The sequence below is a fragment of the Sphingobacterium sp. genome (genome assembly GCF_032065005.1).
Taxonomy (GTDB): Bacteria; Bacteroidota; Bacteroidia; order Sphingobacteriales; family Sphingobacteriaceae; genus Sphingobacterium.
The window spans coordinates 65912-88379 of the sequence record NZ_DAMBMM010000013.1; the positions used below are offsets into that span (position 1 = coordinate 65912).

The 22468-nt window shown below is 42.0% G+C and carries 18 protein-coding genes; 12 read left to right on the forward strand and 6 right to left on the reverse strand.

Features of this window, described 5'->3' with window-relative positions:
• Positions 1-54: 54 nt before the first annotated feature.
• Entirely contained in the window at positions 55-2364 is a 2310-nt protein-coding gene (metE, locus tag RT138_RS17065; RefSeq protein WP_254529636.1) for a 5-methyltetrahydropteroyltriglutamate--homocysteine S-methyltransferase, read from the forward strand.
• A 66-nt stretch (positions 2365-2430) separates the two neighbouring features.
• Here the strand turns inward: metE and RT138_RS17070 are convergent, their stop codons facing one another.
• Entirely contained in the window at positions 2431-3822 is a 1392-nt protein-coding gene (locus RT138_RS17070) for an APC family permease (protein WP_313191622.1), read from the reverse strand.
• A gap of 830 nt (positions 3823-4652) precedes the next feature.
• On the opposite strand from RT138_RS17070, the gene RT138_RS17075 reads away from it, so the two are divergent.
• From RT138_RS17075 to RT138_RS17090, 4 genes are all read left to right on the forward strand, one after another.
• The gene (locus RT138_RS17075) at positions 4653-4835 is read left to right on the forward strand and encodes a hypothetical protein (protein ID WP_093100438.1); all 183 of its coding nucleotides are present in this window, start codon (positions 4653-4655) and stop codon (positions 4833-4835) included.
• Positions 4836-4900: 65 nt separating this feature from the next.
• Positions 4901-5425 (forward strand): DUF4833 domain-containing protein, encoded by a 525-nt coding sequence (locus RT138_RS17080; protein ID WP_313191623.1) that lies wholly within the window; start codon positions 4901-4903, stop codon positions 5423-5425.
• Positions 5426-5543: 118 nt separating this feature from the next.
• Positions 5544-6707, forward strand: a complete 1164-nt coding sequence (locus tag RT138_RS17085) for an alpha-hydroxy acid oxidase (RefSeq protein WP_313191624.1) — start codon at positions 5544-5546, stop codon at positions 6705-6707.
• A 146-nt stretch (positions 6708-6853) separates the two neighbouring features.
• Positions 6854-8878: an alpha-galactosidase gene (locus RT138_RS17090; protein ID WP_313191625.1), complete on the forward strand. Its 2025-nt coding sequence runs from the start codon at positions 6854-6856 to the stop codon at positions 8876-8878.
• Positions 8879-8910: 32 nt separating this feature from the next.
• On the opposite strand, the gene RT138_RS17095 is transcribed toward RT138_RS17090, so the two are convergent.
• Both RT138_RS17095 and uvrB read right to left on the reverse strand, forming a co-directional pair.
• Positions 8911-9345 carry a hypothetical protein gene (locus tag RT138_RS17095; protein WP_313191626.1) on the reverse strand — a complete coding sequence of 145 codons (435 nt, stop codon included), beginning with the start codon at positions 9343-9345 and terminating at the stop codon, positions 8911-8913.
• A 54-nt stretch (positions 9346-9399) separates the two neighbouring features.
• Positions 9400-11433, reverse strand: coding sequence for an excinuclease ABC subunit UvrB (gene uvrB / locus RT138_RS17100; protein WP_313191627.1), 2034 nt, complete (start codon positions 11431-11433; stop codon positions 9400-9402).
• 117 nt (positions 11434-11550) lie between these two features.
• Here uvrB and upp point away from each other — a divergent pair, with 117 nt between their 5' ends.
• The 4 genes from upp (at position 11551) to RT138_RS17120 (ending at position 14315) form a co-directional block, all read left to right on the forward strand.
• The gene (gene upp, locus RT138_RS17105; protein WP_185213290.1) at positions 11551-12195 is read left to right on the forward strand and encodes a uracil phosphoribosyltransferase; all 645 of its coding nucleotides are present in this window, start codon (positions 11551-11553) and stop codon (positions 12193-12195) included.
• Positions 12196-12297: 102 nt separating this feature from the next.
• Positions 12298-12771 (forward strand): ribonuclease H-like YkuK family protein, encoded by a 474-nt coding sequence (locus tag RT138_RS17110; protein ID WP_313191628.1) that lies wholly within the window; start codon positions 12298-12300, stop codon positions 12769-12771.
• A 389-nt stretch (positions 12772-13160) separates the two neighbouring features.
• Complete coding sequence (pnuC, locus tag RT138_RS17115) at positions 13161-13763, forward strand: nicotinamide riboside transporter PnuC (RefSeq protein ID WP_313191629.1); 603 nt, start codon at positions 13161-13163, stop codon at positions 13761-13763.
• Between the two features lie 12 nt (positions 13764-13775).
• The gene (locus RT138_RS17120) at positions 13776-14315 is read left to right on the forward strand and encodes an ATP-binding protein (RefSeq protein WP_313191630.1); all 540 of its coding nucleotides are present in this window, start codon (positions 13776-13778) and stop codon (positions 14313-14315) included.
• A gap of 97 nt (positions 14316-14412) precedes the next feature.
• Here RT138_RS17120 and ahcY read toward each other — a convergent pair whose 3' ends face one another.
• Positions 14413-15729, reverse strand: coding sequence for an adenosylhomocysteinase (ahcY, locus tag RT138_RS17125; RefSeq protein ID WP_313191631.1), 1317 nt, complete (start codon positions 15727-15729; stop codon positions 14413-14415).
• A 162-nt stretch (positions 15730-15891) separates the two neighbouring features.
• Here ahcY and RT138_RS17130 point away from each other — a divergent pair, with 162 nt between their 5' ends.
• Together RT138_RS17130 and RT138_RS17135 are read left to right on the forward strand one after the other, a co-directional pair.
• Entirely contained in the window at positions 15892-16302 is a 411-nt protein-coding gene (locus RT138_RS17130) for a BrxA/BrxB family bacilliredoxin (protein WP_185213285.1), read from the forward strand.
• A 126-nt stretch (positions 16303-16428) separates the two neighbouring features.
• Positions 16429-18078: an amidohydrolase gene (locus RT138_RS17135; protein ID WP_313191632.1), complete on the forward strand. Its 1650-nt coding sequence runs from the start codon at positions 16429-16431 to the stop codon at positions 18076-18078.
• 2 nt (positions 18079-18080) lie between these two features.
• Here the strand turns inward: RT138_RS17135 and RT138_RS17140 are convergent, their stop codons facing one another.
• Together RT138_RS17140 and lipA are read right to left on the reverse strand one after the other, a co-directional pair.
• Entirely contained in the window at positions 18081-18977 is an 897-nt protein-coding gene (locus tag RT138_RS17140; RefSeq protein WP_313191633.1) for a hypothetical protein, read from the reverse strand.
• 74 nt (positions 18978-19051) lie between these two features.
• Positions 19052-19933 carry a lipoyl synthase gene (lipA, locus tag RT138_RS17145; protein WP_185213281.1) on the reverse strand — a complete coding sequence of 294 codons (882 nt, stop codon included), beginning with the start codon at positions 19931-19933 and terminating at the stop codon, positions 19052-19054.
• Positions 19934-20075: 142 nt separating this feature from the next.
• Here lipA and RT138_RS17150 point away from each other — a divergent pair, with 142 nt between their 5' ends.
• Positions 20076-22328 carry a family 20 glycosylhydrolase gene (locus RT138_RS17150; protein ID WP_313191634.1) on the forward strand — a complete coding sequence of 751 codons (2253 nt, stop codon included), beginning with the start codon at positions 20076-20078 and terminating at the stop codon, positions 22326-22328.
• The last annotated feature ends 140 nt before the right edge of the window (positions 22329-22468 follow it).

The window sequence follows — 22468 nt, forward strand, 5'->3', positions numbered from 1 at the left end:
CCTTCTCTTAGCAAAAAGACTTATTGGAATTTATTTAATTTAGTAGAGAACTATATGCTATTAACAAACAATTTAGGCTACCCACGTGTGGGTGCTTTCCGTGAACTGAAGAAAGCTAACGAAGCTTACTGGGCAAAGAAAATCAGCGCGGAAGAATTATTGCAGGCTGGACTTAAAATCCGTGAAAGCAATTGGAAGACTCAAAAAGATGCAGGTATCGAATTGATCCCATCGAATGATTTCTCATTCTATGACCAAGTCCTAGACTTATCTTTAACTGTTGGAGCTATTCCCGCTCGTTACAACTCCCTTTTGAACAAAATCGATCGCCAATATAACCTAGACTTATATTTCGCGATGGCTCGTGGTTTCCAAGAAGGTGGCGTTGATGTAACTGCCATGGAAATGACCAAGTGGTTTGATACAAACTACCACTATATCGTTCCTGAATTCGTAAAAGATCAAGAATTCAAACTTACTTCAGAAAAATTCTTAAGTGAATACAATGAAGCAAAACAATCAGGTATCGAAACTAAACCTGTCCTGATTGGCCCCATCACTTACCTATTGTTAGGTAAAGAAAAAGAAGCTGATTTTAACCGTATCGATCTAATCGACAGATTACTTCCAGTATACGAAGAGATCTTGGCTAAACTTGCTGATGCTGGCGCTAAATACGTGCAGATCGATGAGCCTTTCTTGGCTTTAGATATCGATGATGCTACCAAAGCTCTTTACGGAAAAGTATTCGAAAAGTTAGCTGCAGCTGCCAAAGGCATCAAATTAATCGTTGCTACATACTTCGAGGCATTAGGAAACAACGAAGACATTGCTGTTAACCTTCCTGTGCATGCGTTACACCTGGACTTAGTTCGTGGTGAGAACCAACTTGACACCATATTATCCAAAGTTCCTGCTTCCCTAACCCTTTCATTAGGTGTTGTTGAAGGCCGTAACATTTGGAAAAACGACTACGAAAACTCATTGAAAAAAATCAAACAGGCTGTTGATGCTTTAGGAAAAGACCGCGTATGGATCGCTCCTTCTTCATCTTTATTGCATGTTCCTTTCGATTTGGACAATGAAAACAATGAAGAGTCGCTACCTGCTGAGGTTAAAAACTGGTTAGCATTCGCTAAACAAAAATTAGCTGAGGTAAAAGACCTTGCTGTATTGGCTGAAGGTGAAGTTGATGCTGAAACACAAAAACGTTTCGAAGCAAACAAAGAAGCTGCTGAAAGCCGCCGTACTTCTCCATTAATCCACAGACCAGAGGTTAAAAACCGCGTTAGCAACATCACTGATGAAGATGCTAAGCGTACTTCTACTTTCAACGCTCGTAAAGAAGCGCAACAAGCGAAATTCAACCTTCCAGGATTCGCAACCACTACAATCGGTTCATTCCCACAGACTAAAGATGTCCGTAAATGGAGAGCTGACTTGAAAAAAGGTGCAATCTCTCAAGAAGAATACGATAAAGAAATCGCTGCTGAAACTGAAAGAACAATCCGTTTACAGGAAGATTTAGATATCGATGTATTGGTACACGGTGAATTCGAACGTAATGACATGGTGGAATACTTCGGCGAGCAATTAGCTGGATATGCATTCACACAAAACGGATGGGTTCAATCTTACGGTTCTCGTTGTGTTAAACCTCCAATTATCTTTGGTGATGTTTACCGTCCTGAAGACATGACAGTTCGTTGGTCTGCTTATGCGCAGTCTTTGACTAACCGTCCTGTAAAAGGAATGTTAACTGGTCCTGTAACCATCTTACAATGGTCATTCGTACGTAACGACCAACCTCGTTCTACAACAACTTACCAAATCGCTTTGGCAATCTTGGACGAAGTTCAGGCATTGGAAAAAGCAGGTATCAAGATCATCCAAATTGATGAGCCAGCTATCCGTGAAGGTCTTCCTCTACGCAAGGCTGATCAGCAGGAATACTTAGACTGGGCTGTACGTGCATTCCGCGTTTCTTCATCCAATGTTGATGACGATACTCAAATCCACACGCACATGTGTTACTCTGAGTTCAACGATATTATCCAAGATATCGCTGCCATGGATGCTGATGTTATCACCATCGAGACTTCTCGTTCTCAAATGGAATTGTTAGATGCTTTCGCAGACTTCAAATATCCTAACGATATTGGTCCTGGTGTATATGATATCCACTCTCCACGTGTTCCTAGCACAGAAGAAATGGTTAACTTATTACGCAAAGCAAAAGCAGTAGTTCCTGCAGAGCAATTATGGGTAAACCCTGACTGTGGACTGAAAACCCGTGCTTGGCCAGAAACCAAAGCTGCCTTAGAATCCATGGTAGAAGCTGCCAAAATCCTAAGAGCTGAATAAGAAACATTAGTAATTTTAAAATAAAATAAAGGCCGAGCAATTTTTGTTCGGCCTTTTACTTATCCTTTATTTTAATATAGGTTTCTTTCGGTTGGCAAAATAATAGATCGGCACGCCCATCAGGATCAAAATAAACCCAGGCCAGGTGTACTGCGGTTTATACAAGATCAACAGCACACAGAAAGCTGTTCCGATCAAGAGATAGACCAATGGGGGGATTGGATATAAGAATGTCTTATAGGGCCTTTCCAGGTCAGGTCTCTTCCAGCGCTGATACATCATCGCCAATACCGTGATCATATAGAAAATCACGATCACAAAGGACACCATATCCAATAGGTTCCCGTACTGTCCGCTCAAACACAATAGCGAGGCCCAGATTCCCTGAAACCACAAGGACCTTTCCGGAACATCGTTCTTGTTGTTTGGAATGGCCTGCTTGAGGAAAAGGCCATCCTTGGCCATGCTCTGAAAAACCCTTGCTCCTGATAGCACAATCCCATTCACGCAACCAAAGGTTGAGATCATCACCAATATGGCCATGATAATGGTCCCTGCACTTCCCAATAACTTTTCAGCAGCAGCTATTGCAACACGATCATTCGCGGCAAAGGCAATTTCTTCTCGATTTAAAGTGGCTAAATAAACATAATTGGCAAACAGGTACAAGATCATTACCAAGCTGGTCCCGATCACCATGGCTATCACCACAGTCTTCTTCGCATTCTTGATCTCCCCTGCCACGAAGGTGACATTTTCCCAGGCCACACTACTGAACACCGAACCTACCATGGCCGCAGCAATTCCACCAAGCAGCACATTACCTGAAATCTCTTTCCAGCTTGAATGGTCCAGATTCTGCGAAGCAGACCAACCAAAGCTCATATTCCCTGAAAATTGATTGCTCTCGATCAGTAAAAGCCCTCCAACGATCAGGGCCAACAGGGCAATGACCTTGGAAGAGGTAAAGACGGATTGGACGATCTTGCCACTCTGTACTCCCTTACTGTTGATAAAAGTTAACAACAGTATGATTCCAATGGCTAGGATCTGCATCCAGGTAATCATAAAGGTGCCATTCTGATAAATGGGTGTTGCATCATTCAGCTGTGGAAAGAGGTAACCGGCAAATTTGCCAAAAGCAACCGCAACTGCAGCTATGGTTCCAGTCTGGATCACGGCAAATAAGCTCCATCCATACAGGAAGCCCGTCATTTTCCCAAAGACTTCCGTCAGGTAGGTATATTGGCCACCAGCCTTAGGATACATCGAAGAAAGTTCACCGTAACAGATTGCTGCAGCAATGGTCGCAATCGCAGTAATCAGCCATACAGCAATCAGCCAATAGCCTGAACCTAATTGTCGCATCATATCCGATGAAACAATAAAGATCCCACTTCCAATCATAGAACCCATGACAATCATAATGGAGTCCCATAAATTGAGTTTTTTATTCATAATTGGTTATTATATTCACCAAACGTACAAATAATTATTATGTTAATAATTTTCTTATTTCATAAAATTGTTGTTACCACATTTATTAGCGTAACTGGGATATCTTACACAGTATCAGGGTATCACGCTATTTCCCGAAGAAGAAAGGTTCTCGGAACATAGCATAGCTTTCCTGTAAATAAACCGGTATTGGCGTACAGTTCGTCAATCTTCGATTGACGATGACAGAGTCTTTGCTGGAGAACCGAACAGACTCTTCACGAATTGTTCAGAATCAGAAGTTTTCTGAGAGGGATTCAGACGAAGAATCTATTACTGTTTTTTTAACGGATCGTTGTTATTGCAAAATCGTAAGATGAGCAATCTATTTTCTTTCCACAGAAAGATTCATTGAAAAATATTTCACCCACGCTGTGGGTTGTCCGTTAAGCGATTCAATTTCTATAAAGATTCCACCCCCGCTGGGGGTTACTCAAAACAAACATTTCACCTTCCGAAGGAACCCCTTTAGCCCCCGGCTCATTTCCAATGGCGGAAAAATGGAAAGAATGCCGTTGCCCTGTGCGATGGGATTGGCCTTGGAATGCTTTCAAAAAATTCTCCATCAAAAGGGAGAATTTTGAAGAAAGATATTCCCGACAACAAGGCATTCTTGTCCATGTGCGGATGACCGTGCGAAAAGCCATCTTAAATGAGCCGAAGCCTTTTGGTTACTTTTGGGCTTCAAAAGTAACGAAGAGAATGATTTCACCTTTATGGCCATTCCCACTGTAGCCCCCAAAATCAAACATTATCATTTTGAAATTGTTTAATAAACTAAACATAGAACTATGAATAGATATATTGGATTTTTGGCACTAGCACTGACAACATCATTGTTCAGCAGCTGTTCGTTAATTGAAGGAATTTTTAAAGCAGGGATGTGGTGGGGAATCATCTTAGTGATCGGCGCCGTTGTCCTTGTAATATGGTTGATTTCCAAGCTGTTTGGGGGACGCGGGGGAACAAATTAAACTTTAACTAAAATTTCATTATCATTTAATGCGAATATCAGTAACTTCCCCTCAAAATAAATAAGATGAATAGATTCATTTTGAGCTTACTGATATTCGTTACTACCTATTATGCACAGGCCCAAGAAGGCTACCCTACTCCAACCAACAAAGAAAACCTTCTTTTCTATATCCAACACAATCGAGGTAAGAACACCTTTATCTACGACCTGAATAAGAATGGTTCAAATAAAGTGAACGAAGATGATCCTATCCGGGTCTATCGCCAAATATTTGATAAGTCCGGAGAAATAAGACCTCTTACCGGTATTCAGAAAAACTTTGCCTATGGCATCGAGGCCAAGCCTATCGATGCCCATACCTACGAAGCAACCATTGTATCGCTTCCCAGTCAGAAATTTTACCTGACCGTACCAGCAAAAGGCAAAGCCTATGTTGTGACTACCGTCAATGGGTTAAAAATAAAAGTAAACAGGATTTTCATTAGACAAAAAGATGGCACATCTGGCTTGACTACCAAGGTAGATTACATTCTTTTTTATGGAACTTCAAAAAACAAAGAGGTCGTAGAGAAACTCCTGATCGACTAAAAAGCCCATTTTTAAATTCATTTGAACAGCTATTTCTTGTTCTCACCGCATAGCACAGGATGGATATTTCAATTTTTTAACCGTAATTTCGTGGGCACCACCTAAATCTTAAATAAAAATGAGTGTAAAAATCAAGTATCCCTATAATCCAGGGTATCCTTCTGTAACTGACTTGAAGAAAAAAGCGAAATGGCGCATTCCAAAATTTGCATTTGATTACCTGGAAGGCGGATGTAATGAAGAGCTCAATTTGGCCAGGAATGAGAATGATTTTGATGATATCCTTTTAAAGCCGCAATACCTCCATGTTTCCGGAGATATTGATATGTCCGTTGAACTCTTCGGAAAAACCTATTCCGCACCTTTTGGGATTTCCCCAATCGGTTTGCAGGGACTGATGTGGCCAAATGCACCTGAGATCTTGGCCAAGGCAGCAGCAAAGAACAATGTCCCCTATATCCTGAGTACGGTATCGACCTCAAGCATTGAAAGAATTGCTGAAGTTTCCAATGGCGAAGCCTGGTTCCAGCTCTATCACCCTACCGAAGATCGCCTTCGTGACGATATATTAAATAGGTTAAAGGCCGTAGAATGTCCAGTACTGGTGGTATTGGTCGATGTACCATCCTTTGGCCTTCGCTATCGCGAAATCAAGAGCGGACTGTCTATGCCGCCTAAAATGAATATCAGCAATATATTCCAGGCCATGATCTGTCCTGAATGGGGAATCAAGACCCTGCAGCACGGCATCCCAAATTTTGCAACCCTACAACCCTATATGGAAAAAGGTCTAGACCTATCCCAACTGGGGCAATTCATGAACAAGACCTTTACTGGAAAAGTAAACATCCAAAAGGTACAGGCCATCCGTGATCTATGGCCAGGTCCACTGGTATTGAAGGGCATCACAACCCAAGAAGATATGGAAGCTGCAATTTCCATCGGTGTCGATGGCGTAATCGTTTCCAACCATGGCGGTAGGCAGATTGATGCCGGCGAATCTTCCATCCATTCCTTGATCCGCTTGACACAAAATACCAGCTATGCCAGCAAGGTTAAAATCATGTTAGATGGAGGTATCCGATCTGGTGTAGACCTTGGACGCGCCTATGCTGTGGGATCTGACTTCAACTTTATGGGGAGACCATTCATGTATGGAGTCGGCGCCTTAGGAGATGAAGGTGGAGACCATACCATTAACATGTTTAAGGCGCAACTTTATCAAGTCATGCAACAATTAAGTATTGAAAATATAAAACAGTTCCCATCAAGATTATTGTAACTCGATAAGTTCTTGTAAAAAATAGGCTATAAACTCATTTATAGCCTATTTTTTTGTACCCAGCCCCATTTGATACCGTTTTTTTGATGTACATTGGACTACTTTATGAAGCAACCAATTCATGAAAACCGTACAACCTAATCAAGATGTTATTTAAATTTTCGAACCTATCCTGGCTAATATGCCTTCTTTGTTTGCCATTCCATACCCTTCAAGCTCAAATTGAAGTCAAACTCAACAACAATCAAGAATTTCGATACGACCTCAAAAAAGGAAGTTTTTCCTTGTTAGAAAACAAGAAGTTGGTATTTGAAAATGCCATATCCAGCTATCAATTAAAAAACGGAGCTGTTCAGGAGGTTGCCTCATCAAATCCCAGAGCCTTAAAACAGAAGTTCAAGGACAATGCAGGCTCTGGCATCTGCTATTCCATAGAGCATTTCTCCAAAAATGGGACAAAAGCCATCCAAAACTTCTATTTCTATGATGGAAGCCCTTTTTTCGTCATGGAACTCGTTTTGAAAGGCAGGAACATCAGCTCAAATGCCTTATCACCTTTCCAACTAAAAGGACAATCTCTTCTTTCTGGAAAAAACCTAAGTTCAGTCTTTGTCCCTTTTGACAACGATACTTTTATCGAATACAAGCAGCAAGATTTCGCATCCGAACCGTATGAGAGCTCTGAATTAGGGATACTATATGACAATAAGGACCAATCTGGATTCCTGACCGCATCTTTGGATCAATCAACCTGGAAAACGGGAATCCTGGCGAAGCAAGATCATCAGCAAACAGACCTTGAAGTCAAAAATGGCTTTGTCAAGGCTAGTGTTACCCGCGATTCCATGGAACATGGTTATCTCTCGGGAAATGAAATCCGCTCTTCAAAAATCCTGATTTCCTATTCCAAAAATTGGCAAGACGGTCTGGATGAATTTGCAAAATTCCAAAGAAAACTATTTCCTCCCAACATCAAGGCATGGACAGCGGGCACTCCGGTAGGCTGGAACAGCTGGGGAGTGATCCAAACCAAGCTTTCCTGGGAAAATGCGACCGCAACGGTGGATTATTTCAAGGACAGCCTCCCAAAATTCAGAAATGAAAATGGAAAAGCCTATATCGACCTAGATTCTTTCTGGGACAATATGGTACCCGGAGGAATGGCAGGTGATTACAGTAAATTAAAGGAATTTGCCGATTACTGTAAAGCAGCAGGATTGGAACCTGGTGTGTATTGGGCTCCATTTACGGACTGGGGGCATGGTTCTGGACCTGATCGAAAGGCCGAGGGATCGGATTATACCTTTGGGGAAATGTGGACCAAGACCAGTGCTGGATTCCATGACCTTGACGGTGGCAGGGCATTGGACCCTACCCATCCCGGCACCCAGGCCAGAATGAAATTCATCCTTGGAAAACTAAAGGAATGTGGGTTCAAGATGATCAAAATTGACTTCCTCTCCCATGCAGCCATTGAATCGAGTAAATTCTACAATCCCAATGTCAAAACCGGAATGCAAGCCTATGCGATTGGGATGACCTACCTGAATGAGCTGTTAGATAATCAAATGCTGATCTATGCAGCCATTTCCCCATCCCTAGCCACTTACAGGTATGCCCACATGCGAAGGATAGCTTGCGATGCCTGGAAGACGATCGATCAAACGGCATATACCCTAAATGCCATAACCTTTGGCTTCTGGCAGACCTACCTCTATGATTATATCGATGCTGACCACTTGGTGTTTACAGGCGAATCCCATGATGTCAATATAGCAAGGTTCCTTTCAGGAGTTGTCGCTGGACCATTGATCTTAGGTGATGATTTCTCCCAGGACGAGGAGTGGCATAGCAGCATGGAGCCCATTCTTCAAAATCCAGAGATCCTGAACATCATAAAAAATGGAAAAAGCTTTAGACCTCTTCCCATCATGCAGGATAATAGAACCAGCAATATCTATCTGAAACGCGAAGGGAACAAAGCTTATTTGATTGCACTCAACTTCAAGGAAGGTCATGCCCATTTTGATATTGACCTGAATACCTTAGGCCTAACTGGAAACTACAAGATGCAGGATCTGATCAACACTCAGGAAACTAAGGTTACTTCCAAGTTGGATATAGAATTTGATAGCATTGGAGGCAGGATCTTTAAACTCGAAAAGGAATAATTGATTGAATTAACAAGCAGTGATTCTCGTTGTTATTCCCTTTCTCGATCTATATATCTTTTAATCAACGAAAGCAGATCGGAATAGCCTTTTTCAGACTTAATCATTCCTTTATCTTCATAAGTGGTAATTAAATCTCTTGTAGTTCCTTCCTGCATATAGATCTGCAAGGTAATCCTACAATCATTTTCATTGATGGTATTCAATAGCACATTAATGGATAGTTTATAATCACTTCTAAAGAGGTTATTGGTCCTCGAGAGAAATCCTAATTGTATAAAACCCTCTGCACGGTCCAATTTCTTGATGAAATAATCATTCTCAAGCGCAAATTGCTTGAGATGATCAAAGGTCTGGTCTTGGGTAAAACCAACTATATCTATTGACTTATTAATTTCTTGTGCATTAACCTGAAAGGATAGGAAAAGAAATAACGCTAAAATAAGGCTGTGCTTGATCGATTTCATAATGGAGGGTTTTCACATTAGACCTCCATTAGATCTACAGGTTTAATAACAGCCTTACTTTCCTCCAAATTTCTCTTCGAAGGTCTTCTCCAGAGAGAACATTTCGTCACGCAGTTTTGCTGCTTCCAAGAATTCCATTTCCTTGGCTGCTTTCTCCATACGCTTTCTGACGGTCTCAATCGCTTTCTTCATTTCCTTCTCACTCATATATTCGATCAATGGATCAGCCGCTACCGAAGCGCCCGCTTCCGGCTCGATATAAGCCTTAGATTCGCCTTTAAAGTCAGCCACTGAAGTTTGCTCCAAGATCTCCTCTTTGGTCTTCCCTACCGTCCTAGGTGTTATACCATGCTCCAGGTTATAGGCAATCTGCTTATCCCTTCTGCGATTGGTTTCATCGATTGTCACACGCATACTATCTGTCATCTTATCGGCATACATGATCACACGTCCCTTGTCGTTACGTGCTGCACGACCGATGGTCTGGATCAAGGATCTTTCCGAACGCAGGAAGCCTTCCTTATCCGCATCCAGGATGGCCACTAAGGTCACCTCTGGTAAGTCAAGCCCTTCCCTCAATAGGTTGACCCCTACCAAGACATCAAACTCGCCCAGACGCAATCCCCTCAAGATCTCTACCCTTTCCAAAGTCTTTACCTCTGAGTGTATATACCGAACCTTGATGTTCAATCGGGTCATGTATTTGGTTAGCTCCTCAGCCATGCGTTTGGTCAAGGTCGTTGCCAAAATCCTTCCACCCTCTTTTATCGTTTTATCAACTTGTTCCAAGAAATCGTCCACCTGATTGACTGCCGGTCTGACTTCCACAACCGGATCTAACAATCCAGTCGGACGGATCACCTGCTCCACCACCACACCTTCGGTCTGTTGCAGTTCATAATCTCCAGGAGTCGCTGAAACATAAATGGTCTGATTAGTTAAAGATTCAAATTCCGGAAAGTTCAAAGGACGGTTATCCAAAGCCGCCGGTAAGCGGAAACCGTGCTCCACCAAAGAAATCTTCCTGGATCGGTCACCACCATACATAGCACGCAATTGCGGTATGGTCACATGGCTCTCATCGATCACCAACAGATAATCCTCGGGAAAATAATCCAGCAGGCAGAACGGTCGCATGCCCGGATCCCTGCCATCAAAGAAACGAGAGTAGTTCTCGATTCCTGAACAATAGCCCAATTCACGCATCATCTCCAGGTCGTAGTTTACCCTTTCTTCCAATCTTTTGGCTTCCAGCATTTTTCCTTCATCCTCCAATTGGGTTTTCCGAGCTACCAATTCATCCTGAATCGACCAGATGGACTGGGTAAATTTATCCTTCGGTGTCACGAAAAGATTCGCTGGAAATAAGGCCAGGCTTTCATGTTTTTCCAAAGTCCTTCCCGATACCGGATCGATTTCACTCAACTCATCGATCTCATCTCCAAAGAAGGAGACACGATAGGCTACATCCAAATATGCAGGGTAAACATCTATGGTATCGCCCTTTACACGAAATGTTCCACGTTTAAATTCAGCAGTCGTCCGAGCATACAGGATTTCGACCAACTTATGCAGGAATGCATTCCTACTGATGGTGGTCCCTACGCCGAAACGGAAAATGGACCTCGAAAAGTCCTCCGGATTACCCATACCGTAAATACAGGAAACCGAAGAAACCACGATAACATCTCGTCTTCCAGACATCAGGGCGGAAGTCGTTGCCAAGCGTAACTTTTCAATCTCCTCATTGATGGCCAGATCTTTCTCGATATAGGTGTTCGTATGGGCTATAAAAGCTTCTGGTTGATAGTAGTCATAATAGGACACAAAATAATTCACGGCATTGTTCGGGAAGAATTGCTTGAATTCTCCGTACAGCTGCGCCGCTAGCGTCTTGTTATGGCTTAATATCAAGGTGGGCTTCTGGGTTTGCTGAATCACATTCGCTACAGTAAATGTCTTTCCCGATCCTGTAACCCCCAAAAGGGTCTGATAGGTTTCGCCCTGATCCACGCCACTCACCAATTCTTTGATTGCTCCAGGCTGATCACCTGTTGGTTTATACTCTGATGTTAACTGAAATTTCATAGAATGCCTTTCGTACACCTAAGTTATCAAATTTTATTCCCTTTATAGTTATCTGCCCTGTAAACAAACGAATCCGAAAAATTATTGTTATTTTGGTAGCTAACAAGACTTTTTGTCATGGTCACTATCTTAACGAAACAAAACAGCATTGCAAACCATTTCTTAGCAGAACTAAGGGATGTTGGGGTTCAAACAGACAGGATGCGGTTCAGAAGGAATCTGGAACGCTTAGGCGAGGTCATGGCCTATGAAATCTCCAAAACCTTCGAATATAAATATTCCGAGGTGGAAACTCCCCTTGGCGTGGCCAATACCCATCTCATGAGCATTCAACCGGTCATCGCAACGATAATCCGTGCAGGTTTGCCTTTTCACCAAGGCTTGTTGAATTATTTCGACAATGCAGACTCTGCTTTTATAGCTGCCTATAGGCATACCAAGAAAAGCGGTGAGTTTGAGATCCACAAAAAATATCAGAACACCCCTAACCTAGATGGCAAGATCGTTATTATGGCCGACCCCATGCTAGCCACAGGACGCAGCCTGGTCCTATGCTGCAAGGACCTCATGAATGATTATGATATCAAGGAACTGCACATCGCCACGGTCATCGCTTCTGAAGAAGGGCTACAGCATGTTCAGGCATTCTTGCCTGAGGTGCAGATATGGGTAGGTGCGGTGGACAATGAGCTAACGAGCAAGTCTTATATCGTCCCGGGATTGGGTGATGCCGGAGACCTTGCATTTGGCAACAAAGAATAGGCAAATAGCTATAAAATAAACAAATACTTAGCAATTTATTAACATATAACAATTAGATAATGAATCACATATCCGTAAATTTAATAAACAAATTTTCATACTATGGAATGGCAAAAATACAACGGAGAGACAATAAAACTTCCTTTATGGTCCGCAGTTGAGGAGACCATTGTAAGGGAGAATAATGCTGGAAACAAGCTCAAGGTCTACATTGGCACTGATTCCCAAGTCAAAAGAGGAACAGTGGAGTTTGCAACAGTTGTTGTCTTCCTCAGAGAACACCGAGGTGGTTTCATGTTCATCAGAAAAGACAAGAAAAGTCACAACATGACCATCAAAGAAAGAATGCTTTTAGAAGTTCAGCATTCGATTGAGACCGCATACGAACTTTGCCCCCTCTTAGATCAATACCAAATCGATCTAGAAGTCCACGCCGACATCAATACAAATCCAAATTTCCAATCCAATACTGCACTGAAGGAAGCCATGGGCTACATCCTAGGAATGGGTTTTATTTTTAAGGCTAAACCAGAATCTTTCGCAAGCACCAATTGCGCCAATAAGTTGGTTCAATAAGCCTGAACAGAGATTCCTTCTTGACTGAGTCGCCTCTTTAATTACTCCCCGTAATTGAAGGATGCCAAACTTACCCCCACAATTTTGATCTAATTCCTAGGTCGGTAAAAATCTTCTCCCCTAATTTTTCTGAAAACCTTGTAGATTATTTTAGGTAATCTTTTAAAAAATCTTGCGGATTCATCTTGACCTCATTCGAGACATATTCGGAAAATTCCGAATTGGCCATAATACTTTCCGAATGATTCTCGAATGATTCTCGAACATGCCTCGAATAAGACCCCTGCTATTGGATCGTGTCCTGTCCTGAAATAGGAAATTTTTCTGACCATTATTTTTAATAATGGAATAGAATGGGCACTTTTATTGAAAATATCTAGAAAAAGAGCATGCAGGACTTCCTACAGCAATTATATGAGCAGTTTCTGCTGACCTCAGCCCTGGAATGGTTGGCAACGATTACCGGTTTTCTTTGTGTCTATCTTGCCGCCAAGCAAAATATCTGGAATTGGCCTATCAGTATTGTTTCCGTCCTGACCTATTTATTTATCTTCTATCATAACAAACTGTATGGTGACTCCATTCTGCAGATCTATTTTTTAGGAACAGCGATTTACGGTTGGTACTATTGGAATAAAAGGGCCCATTCTGAAGAGCGTCCGATCAGTTCCTTCAACAGCAAACAGATGCTGTTGACCATTGCCGTGATTGCGGTTCTTTCGGGTATTTTGGGTTTTCTCTTAGACCGCTTTACCGACACCGATGTGCCTTATGCAGATGGTTTCTGTACAGCAACCAGTTTTGTCGCGCAGTTTCTGATGACGAGGAAGGTGCTCCAAAATTGGCTTTTGTGGGTGTTTGTGGACATCTGCTATATCCCTTTATATTTCCACAAGGACCTGCTCTTGACAGCGGTCCTCTATTTGGCATTTGCCATTATTGCCTGGAATGGCTACCGGGATTGGAAGAAAACCTATCAAAATTTTCAGTAATATTGCCTTTCTATGGAAATTGAAAGAGTGCATCCCATGAAGATTGCAGTAGTCGGGCCGGAATCAACAGGCAAATCCACCATGGCAAATTACCTTGCCAAAGAGTTAGGTACGGTCTGTGTCCCCGAATATGCTCGATATTATTGCAAAAACCTGAACAATCAATATACCTTGCAGGATGAGACCAACATGTTTTACGGGCAGGTTGCACTGGAAGAAGCATTGACCGCATCGGCTAGCCATGGACTCTTGGTTTGTGATACGACGATATTGACGGTTAAGATTTGGTCTGATCATCTTTTTGGTCATACGCCCGCAGAAGTAACCGATGAAATCAGATCAAGGAAATATGACCTCTATCTCCTGATGGATATTGACCTACCTTGGGAAGATGATCCCTTACGGGATTTCCCTACCGAAAGAACGCACTTTATGCAAGTTTGGAAAGAAGAACTAAATGCCCTCAAAGCGCAATACGAAATCATTTCCGGTCTAGATGAAGCCAGACTACAGAACGGATTGAATGCCGTAAAAAAACATTTAAAAGCATAAAACAGGAGAGCCGAGGAATATTCCTCGGCTCTCTTGTTTTATGGGTTAAGCAATCAGCAAAGTCTAAATACTAAATACTAATTACTAAATACTCATATTAATAACGGTATGCTTCTGGCTTATAAGGGCCTTCAACAGTTACACCGATATATTCAGCTTGTTCAGGAGTCAATTCATCCAATTCAACACCGATATGGGCAAGGTGCAGACGAGCAACTTTTTCATCAAGGTGTTTAGGTAGGGTGTATACTTCTTTTTTGTATTCGTCAGTATTGGTCCATAGTTCCAATTGAGCCAATGTTTGGTTGGTAAACGAGTTTGACATCACGAAAGATGGGTGACCTGTAGCACAACCTAAGTTTACCAAACGGCCTTCAGCTAAAAGGATGATGTCTTTGCCATCGATTGTATATTTATCAACCTGAGGTTTGATTTCTACTTTAGAGCTACCGTAGTTTTGGTTTAACCAAGCCACATCGATTTCATTGTCAAAGTGACCGATATTACAAACTACAGTCTTATCTTTCATGGCCTTGAAATGTTCAGGGCGGATGATGTCTTTGTTACCAGTGGTAGTTACCACGATATTGGCTTCTTTGATGGCATCTTCCATTTTCTTAACCTCATAACCTTCCATTGCCGCCTGTAAAGCACAGATTGGGTCAATTTCAGTTACCAATACACGCACACCTGCGGAACGCAATGATTCAGCAGAACCTTTACCCACATCACCATAACCAGCAACTACCGCAACTTTACCTGCCAACATCAAATCGGTTGCACGGCGAATGGCATCAACCAATGATTCACGACATCCGTACTTGTTATCAAATTTAGATTTGGTCACGGAGTCATTAACATTGATCGCTGGTAGATGTAATGTACCGTTTTTCATACGTTCGTAAAGACGGTGAACACCTGTCGTGGTTTCTTCAGAAAGACCTTTGATGCCATCGATCAATTCAGGGAATTGGTCGAATACCATATTGGTCAAGTCTCCACCATCATCCAAGATCATATTCAAGGGTTGACGATCTTCTCCAAAAAACAAGGTTTGTTCTATACACCAGTTAAATTCCTCTTCATTCATGCCTTTCCAAGCATAAACTGGGATACCAGCAGCAGCGATTGCAGCAGCAGCATGATCTTGAGTAGAGAAGATATTACAAGAAGACCAAGATACATCCGCACCTAGTTCCACTAATGTTTCAATCAATACAGCAGTTTGAATAGTCATGTGCAAACAGCCAGCGATTCTTGCGCCTTTTAAAGGTTTGGTTGCACCAAATTCCTTACGTAAGGACATTAAGCCTGGCATTTCCGCTTCTGCTAATTCTATTTCTTTACGGCCCCACTCTGCTAAAGAGATGTCTTTTACTTTGTAAGGTACGTAGGTAGTTTCTAATGATGACATAGTTTTCCTTTTTGATTTTAGAACCACAAAATTACTTGATAGTCAAATCAATTCAAAACATTGCTGCATTATTCACTGTAAAATTGACATTTTCTTGAGGATAACGGCTTGACTATGGTATCATTTAAGACTATATTTGCATAAATCATTAAGAATAAGAATATGTATCCAGAATATTTAGTAGCTCCAATGCGTCAAGAATTAGTTGATGCTGGATTTCAAGAATTAAAGTCAGCATCTGAGGTTGACTCTGCAATTCCTTCTGAAGGAACTGTATTCGTAGTTGTAAACTCGGTTTGTGGTTGTGCTGCTGCCAATGCGCGCCCAGCTGCAAAAGCTGCTGTTAAAAACGAGAAACACCCTGACAAATTGGTTACTGTATTTGCCGGAATGGAAAAAGAAGCAGTAGACAAAGCACGTCAGTATATGTTACCTTACCCTCCATCTTCTCCAGCAATGGCATTGTTCAAAGATGGTAAGTTGGTGCATATGATAGAAAGACATATGATTGAAGGCAGACCTGCTCAAATGATTGCTGACAACTTAGTTGCAGCTTTCGACGAGTACTGCTAACATTCATTGTATTTTGATTTTTGAATATCGAAAAAGCTTCTTTTAACCTTAAAAGAAGCTTTTTCTTATTCAGGGCAATTTCAGCTTTTTCTTAGTACATTTGTCTTAAATCATCTAAACGAAACGATGAATCTTAAAACCAACCTTATATTTCTATTTCTGATAAGCTTGTTCATAAGCTGTACCACCAATAAACAGATTGATTTGATTGTTTATAATGCGAAAGTGTACACGGTAGACTCTCTTTTTTCTACAGTGGAGGCCTTTGCCGTAAACAATGGCGTCATCGTCGAGCTGGGGGATTCACAAGATCTACTCAACAAGTATGATGCAAAGGAGAAACTGGATGTGGAAGGAAAGTTCATCTATCCTGGGTTTTATGATGCCCATGCGCACTTCTTTATGTTAGCAGAGGGTATGGATGAGGTGAACTTGGTAGGTTCAAAATCATTTGATGAGGTATTAGAAAGGTTAAAAGCCTATGCTGCCGCCAATCCAGACAAAAAATGGATCATTGGTAATGGCTGGGACCAGAACCTATGGGAAGTGAAAGACTTCCCGACCAAGGATTCCTTGGACAAATATTTCCCGAATATTCCAATCTATTTGACAAGGGTGGATTATCATGCTGCACTTGCAAATTCCAGTGCCCTGCAGAAAGCATCTCTAGACAGCGCATATTTTGTTGAGGGTGGCGTAATATCGGTCAACGAAGAAGGATTGCCGGACGGCATCCTGATCGACAATGCCATGCAGTTGGTTCAGAGCCACATTCCTAAACAACAAAATTCAGCCTTGCTGAAGATTTTGAGAAGAGCTCAAGATTCACTGCTTTCGGTAGGTCTGACCAGTATCGTCGATGCTGGATTAACCAAAGAACAGATTGAATCCCTGAAGATATTCTATAATGAGGATTCATTGGCCATCCGGGATTATGCCATGGTGCTGGCGAATGAACAAAGTGTAAAGGACTATTTGAGGTCCGGAACATTCGAGTCGGACCGATTAACGGTACGCTCCTTTAAGTTAATGGCAGATGGAGCCCTGGGTTCTCGTGGTGCATGTTTATTACATCCCTACCATGATGCGCCAACCAATGGGTTCCTATTGCAAAGCCCTGAAGAATTTGACAAGGTCATCAAAAGGTTGGCCAACAGCAATTTTCAGGTAAATACCCATGCAATAGGTGATTCTGCCAATAGGATTATCTTGGACACTTATGGCAAATACCTAAAAGATGGCAAAAAACGCCGTTGGAGGATAGAGCATGCCCAGATCATTGCTCCTAATGATTTTGATAAATTCAAGGAATTCCAGATCATTCCATCGGTTCAACCTACCCATGCTACCTCGGATATGTACTGGGCAGAAGATCGCATCGGACCGGATCGTATCAAAGGCGCATATGCTTATAAGAAGCTCTTGGAGGAATATGGATTATTGGCATTGGGCAGTGATTTCCCCGTGGAACATTACAATCCCCTATATGGTTTCCACGCTGCTGTAGCACGTGTGGACAAGGTAGGGTTTCCTGAGGGTGGTTTCCAGATGGAAAATGCCATTACAAGAGAACAGGCCTTGCGAGGCATGACCATTTGGGCGGCATATTCTTGCTTCCAGGAAAAGAAACGCGGAAGTATAGAAAAAGGTAAAGATGCGGATTTTGTGATCTTGGAAGATGATATCATGACCGCTCCCAATGAGAAATTGAGGGATGTTAAAACCCTGAGAACGGTTATCGCGGGGCAGACCGAATATCTAAGGTCCAATAAATAAACTTATTCCAGTCCTTCAAATTCCTTAGGTTTAAAATAAGCGATCAATCCTGCGATTATCAATAGTCCCGGGATTCCTACGATTGCAAACAGGAACAGAAAATACTTGAAATGGTAGATCGATAGGATATCTCGGTCCACATCTTGCCCTCTGTAAATATTGATGAAACCGCTTTTAAAATAATCGTGGACTTGGGCCATCTCCTTAAATACTTCATATTGCTCGCCCCTAGGAAATGCTTCAAAATAGTCAAAACCACGCACATTCATTTTCTTGAAATGGGCTATTGACCCTTTAGCAAACTTATCATCTAGGTGCTCATTCAGTTCCTTTCGACTAAATACCTTGCTGTAGGCAAAACCCAACCATGCCTTGGCATGAGTTCGGTAGGCATCTGTTTTGGAGAAAATGGGTGCAATAAACAGGATATTGACCTGATGTTTCCCCATACTCAAGAAGGAAGGGGTACTGATGCTGCGGATGGGAATGACACGCATGCGATCTACATACCAATCCTCTACTTCCAAAAAGACAGGGCTTTCACCGGCTTTCAGGTTATTGATGCTCTTGAGCTGCTTCACCGTAGCGAAATTGTAACGGATACTCTTGGCCAATGCCGGAAATAAGACTGCCGTAAGGATGGGAACCAGCACGAATAATAGCACAATCGGCAGTAGTTTTAAGGCATTATTTGATAAGTCGGGAAAAATTATGTGAAGGATACGATGGAGAAAGATATAGACAAAAAGGAGGCTCAAGGCAATAGGAAACATCCATAATACCCATTCTGGAAGATTAATATTCCAATAGCGGACCAGCAGGAAATAGGCTAAACTGGTTAACAAAAGCAATAACAGCTCCAGTAGGAATAAGGGAAGAAATATTCTTTTGAAAAACATATCAAACACTATTGATAAAGGTTAAAAATAGTGTATTCCAAAAAAAAATCCTTAGAATTCTAAGGATTTAATCTTTATTGCATATCGAAGAGATGTTTTTCAGCATGGTAGGATGATCTTACCAGTGGTCCGGATTCTACGTATTTGAATCCCATTTTCAATCCGATTTCTTTATATTTTTCAAATTGTTCAGGGGTTACCCAATCAATAACAGGATGGTGTGCTTTTGTAGGTTGAAGGTATTGTCCGATGGTTAGGATATCTACCCCTACATTGTACAGATCTTGCATAGTTTCGATAACATCCTCTTCGGTCTCACCTAAACCTAACATAATACCTGATTTCGTACGAAGACCTGCTTCGGAGATTCTTCTCAAGCATTCCAATGAACGGTCATATTTAGCTTGGATACGAACTTCACGGGTCAATCTTCTAACGGTCTCAATATTATGGGATACCACTTCAGGACGAACGGCCAATACGCGGTCTAGGTTTTCCCATTGCCCCTTAAAGTCAGGGATCAAGGTTTCCAAAGTTGTTTCAGGACTTTCCCTACGGATAGCCAAGATTGTTTCAGCCCAGATCTGTGAACCTCCATCCTTCTGGTCATCGCGGTCTACCGAAGTAATAACACAATGCTTAACCTGCATCAATTTGACCGAATTTGCCACACGGTTTGGTTCATCGTGATCTACAGGTAGCGGTCTACCGGTAGCTACGGCGCAGAATGAACACGATCGCGTACAGATATTTCCTAGGATCATAAAGGTAGCAGTACCTGCTCCCCAACATTCACCCATGTTAGGACAATTTCCACTTTCGCAAATGGTATGCAGCTTATGTTCATCAACCAAACTTCTTACATGTCGGTATTCTTTTCCAACAGGTAGCTTTACGCGCAACCAATCTGGTTTACGTTGAGTCTGGTTTACAGGAATTACAGGAAGTTCAATCATGCAACAAAGTTAATGATATTTACAGTATTTATGTTAAACGAATGTTAGGATAATCTCATAAAAACCATGTCTCTACTTTTATTGTTATCTAAATATTATTTTTTTAGGATATTTGCTAAAAATCAAACCCCTATTCTCCAATATGGTTCATCATCTGCGTAAATTACTCTTTTTGACCTGTTTGTTGCCCTTATGGCTATCTGCCCAAGAACAGGAAATTGCCATAATTCCACGACCTGTCAAAGTGGTCTCCCAAGAAGGGGATTTCAGCCTCAACCACAAACTAGACCTCTACTATACCGAGGAATTTTCTCAAGTTGCAGATCTGATCAATGAGATACCAGGCATACATATTGGTAATTCAGAGTTAGTTAAAAAGATCAAAAAACAGCATAATTCGGGAATTCGCCTGTTTAAGGCGGAGGAATTTGACCGTGTTGACCCAAATGGCTACCTCATTGAGGTGGATGAACAGGGTATCCTCATCAAGGCGCATTCTGCTCAAGCGATGATCCCGGGAATCTATAGCCTGGTGCAATTGAGCTATCTGAACGACAGTAAGTCTTTGCCATTTGTTCGCATCGAGGATAAGCCAAGGTTTCCCTATAGAGGGATGCACTTGGATGTTTCCCGGAATTTTTTGCCCTTTAATTTCCTAAAGAAATACATTGACCTATTGGCGCTTTATAAATTCAATTATTTCCATTGGCACCTCACTGATGGAGCTGGATGGAGATTGGAGATTAAGCATTATCCAGAATTGACGAAGAAGGCCGCTTGGAGGACGCATACGCTATGGAAAGACTGGTGGAATAATGGTCGACAATATGTGGACGAAGGCACCCCAAATGCCAGCGGAGGATATTATACGCAAGATCAAGCAAGGGAACTGGTAGCCTATGCCGCTAAGCGTGGCATTACCATTATTCCAGAGATTGAAATGCCAGGGCATTCGGAAGAGGTATTAGCCGTTTATCCTGAACTATCCTGTACAGGTCAACCTTATACCCAAGGTGAATTCTGTTTAGGCAATGAGGACAGCTATAAATTCCTGAAGAACGTTTTGGATGAGGTGATGACCATTTTCCCTTCCCCATATATCCATATTGGGGGCGATGAGGCTGATAAATCACATTGGAAAAATTGTCCGAAGTGTCAAGCCTTGATGAAGAGGGATAGCCTGAAGTCGGAGGATGAACTACAGTCCTATGCCATCAAGCAAATGGATGAGTACCTGCAATCAAAAGGCAGAAAGCTGATAGGCTGGGATGAGATATTAGAAGGAGGATTGACAGCGGGAGCCACCGTGATGAGCTGGAGAGGTGAAAAAGGCGGGATTAAATCAGCGAATGCTGGGCATGATGTCATCATGACGCCTGGGGCATATTTATATTTTGATGGTTACCAGACCGATCCTAGGACACAGCCTGAAGCCTTGGGTGGATTTTTACCATTGGAAAAGGTCTATAGCTACAACCCTATTCCCGAAGGAATCCAAGATGATAAGAAAAAGCATATTCTGGGTGCGCAGGCGAATGTATGGACAGAACACATCCCTACTTACCAACATGTGGAATACATGGCATTCCCGAGAGCATTAGCGCTATCGGAAGTGGTATGGACCGATAAGGAAAGTAAATCTTGGCCTGATTTCCAAAAGAGACTGCAACAGCAATACAAGATATTACAGAAATTGGAGGTGAACTATTACCGTCCTTCCTATAATGTGATCAACAAAGTGGAATTTGACTCTGTTCATGTCAGGAATACCGTCAGTTTATCTTCGGAGCAGTTTAAACCAAACATCCGCTATACGATAGATGGAACGGAACCTAGCAAATCTTCTACTTTGTACAATCTTCCGATCGAGCTTTCGAAATCGGCGGTAATCAAGGCTGCATCCTTTTTGGATTCCGCTAGGGTCAGTCCGGTGGAGACCATAGAACTGGACATACATAAGGCCATTGGAAAAGAAGTGATCTATAAAATGGCTTGGGAAGGGTACCCTGCACAGGGCAATAGGACCTTGACCAACGGCATAAAAGGAACATTGACCTATCAGGATGGACAATGGCAGGGATTTACCAAAGGTGTAGATGTGATCGTTGATTTCGAGAGAAGAGAAGAGATAAAATCTGTTGCCTTGAATTTTATGCAAATTCCAGCACCGGGGGTATATTTTCCGGGTGAATTTACGGTATTGGTTTCGGACAATGGAAAAAGTTACAGAGAATTGGGAACCGTAAAAAATCAGGTAAGCACGACAGACCCAGCATTGAAATTTCAGAAGTTTGAAATCAAGCTGGAAAAGCCGGTCATGGCACGATATATACAGATCAAGGCGACTAACCCGATGAAGGGTTATCTATTCGCCGATGAGATAGTCATTTATTAATGGAAAAAGGGAATTCAGATCATTGAGTTCCCTTTTTTATGGGCGATACTTTTTGTGAGGAAAAGCATAATGGGTTTAATTGGAGGAAAACATAATGAATTCCTTAAATAAGCAGCAAGTAAGGTTCAATTTTTTCGATG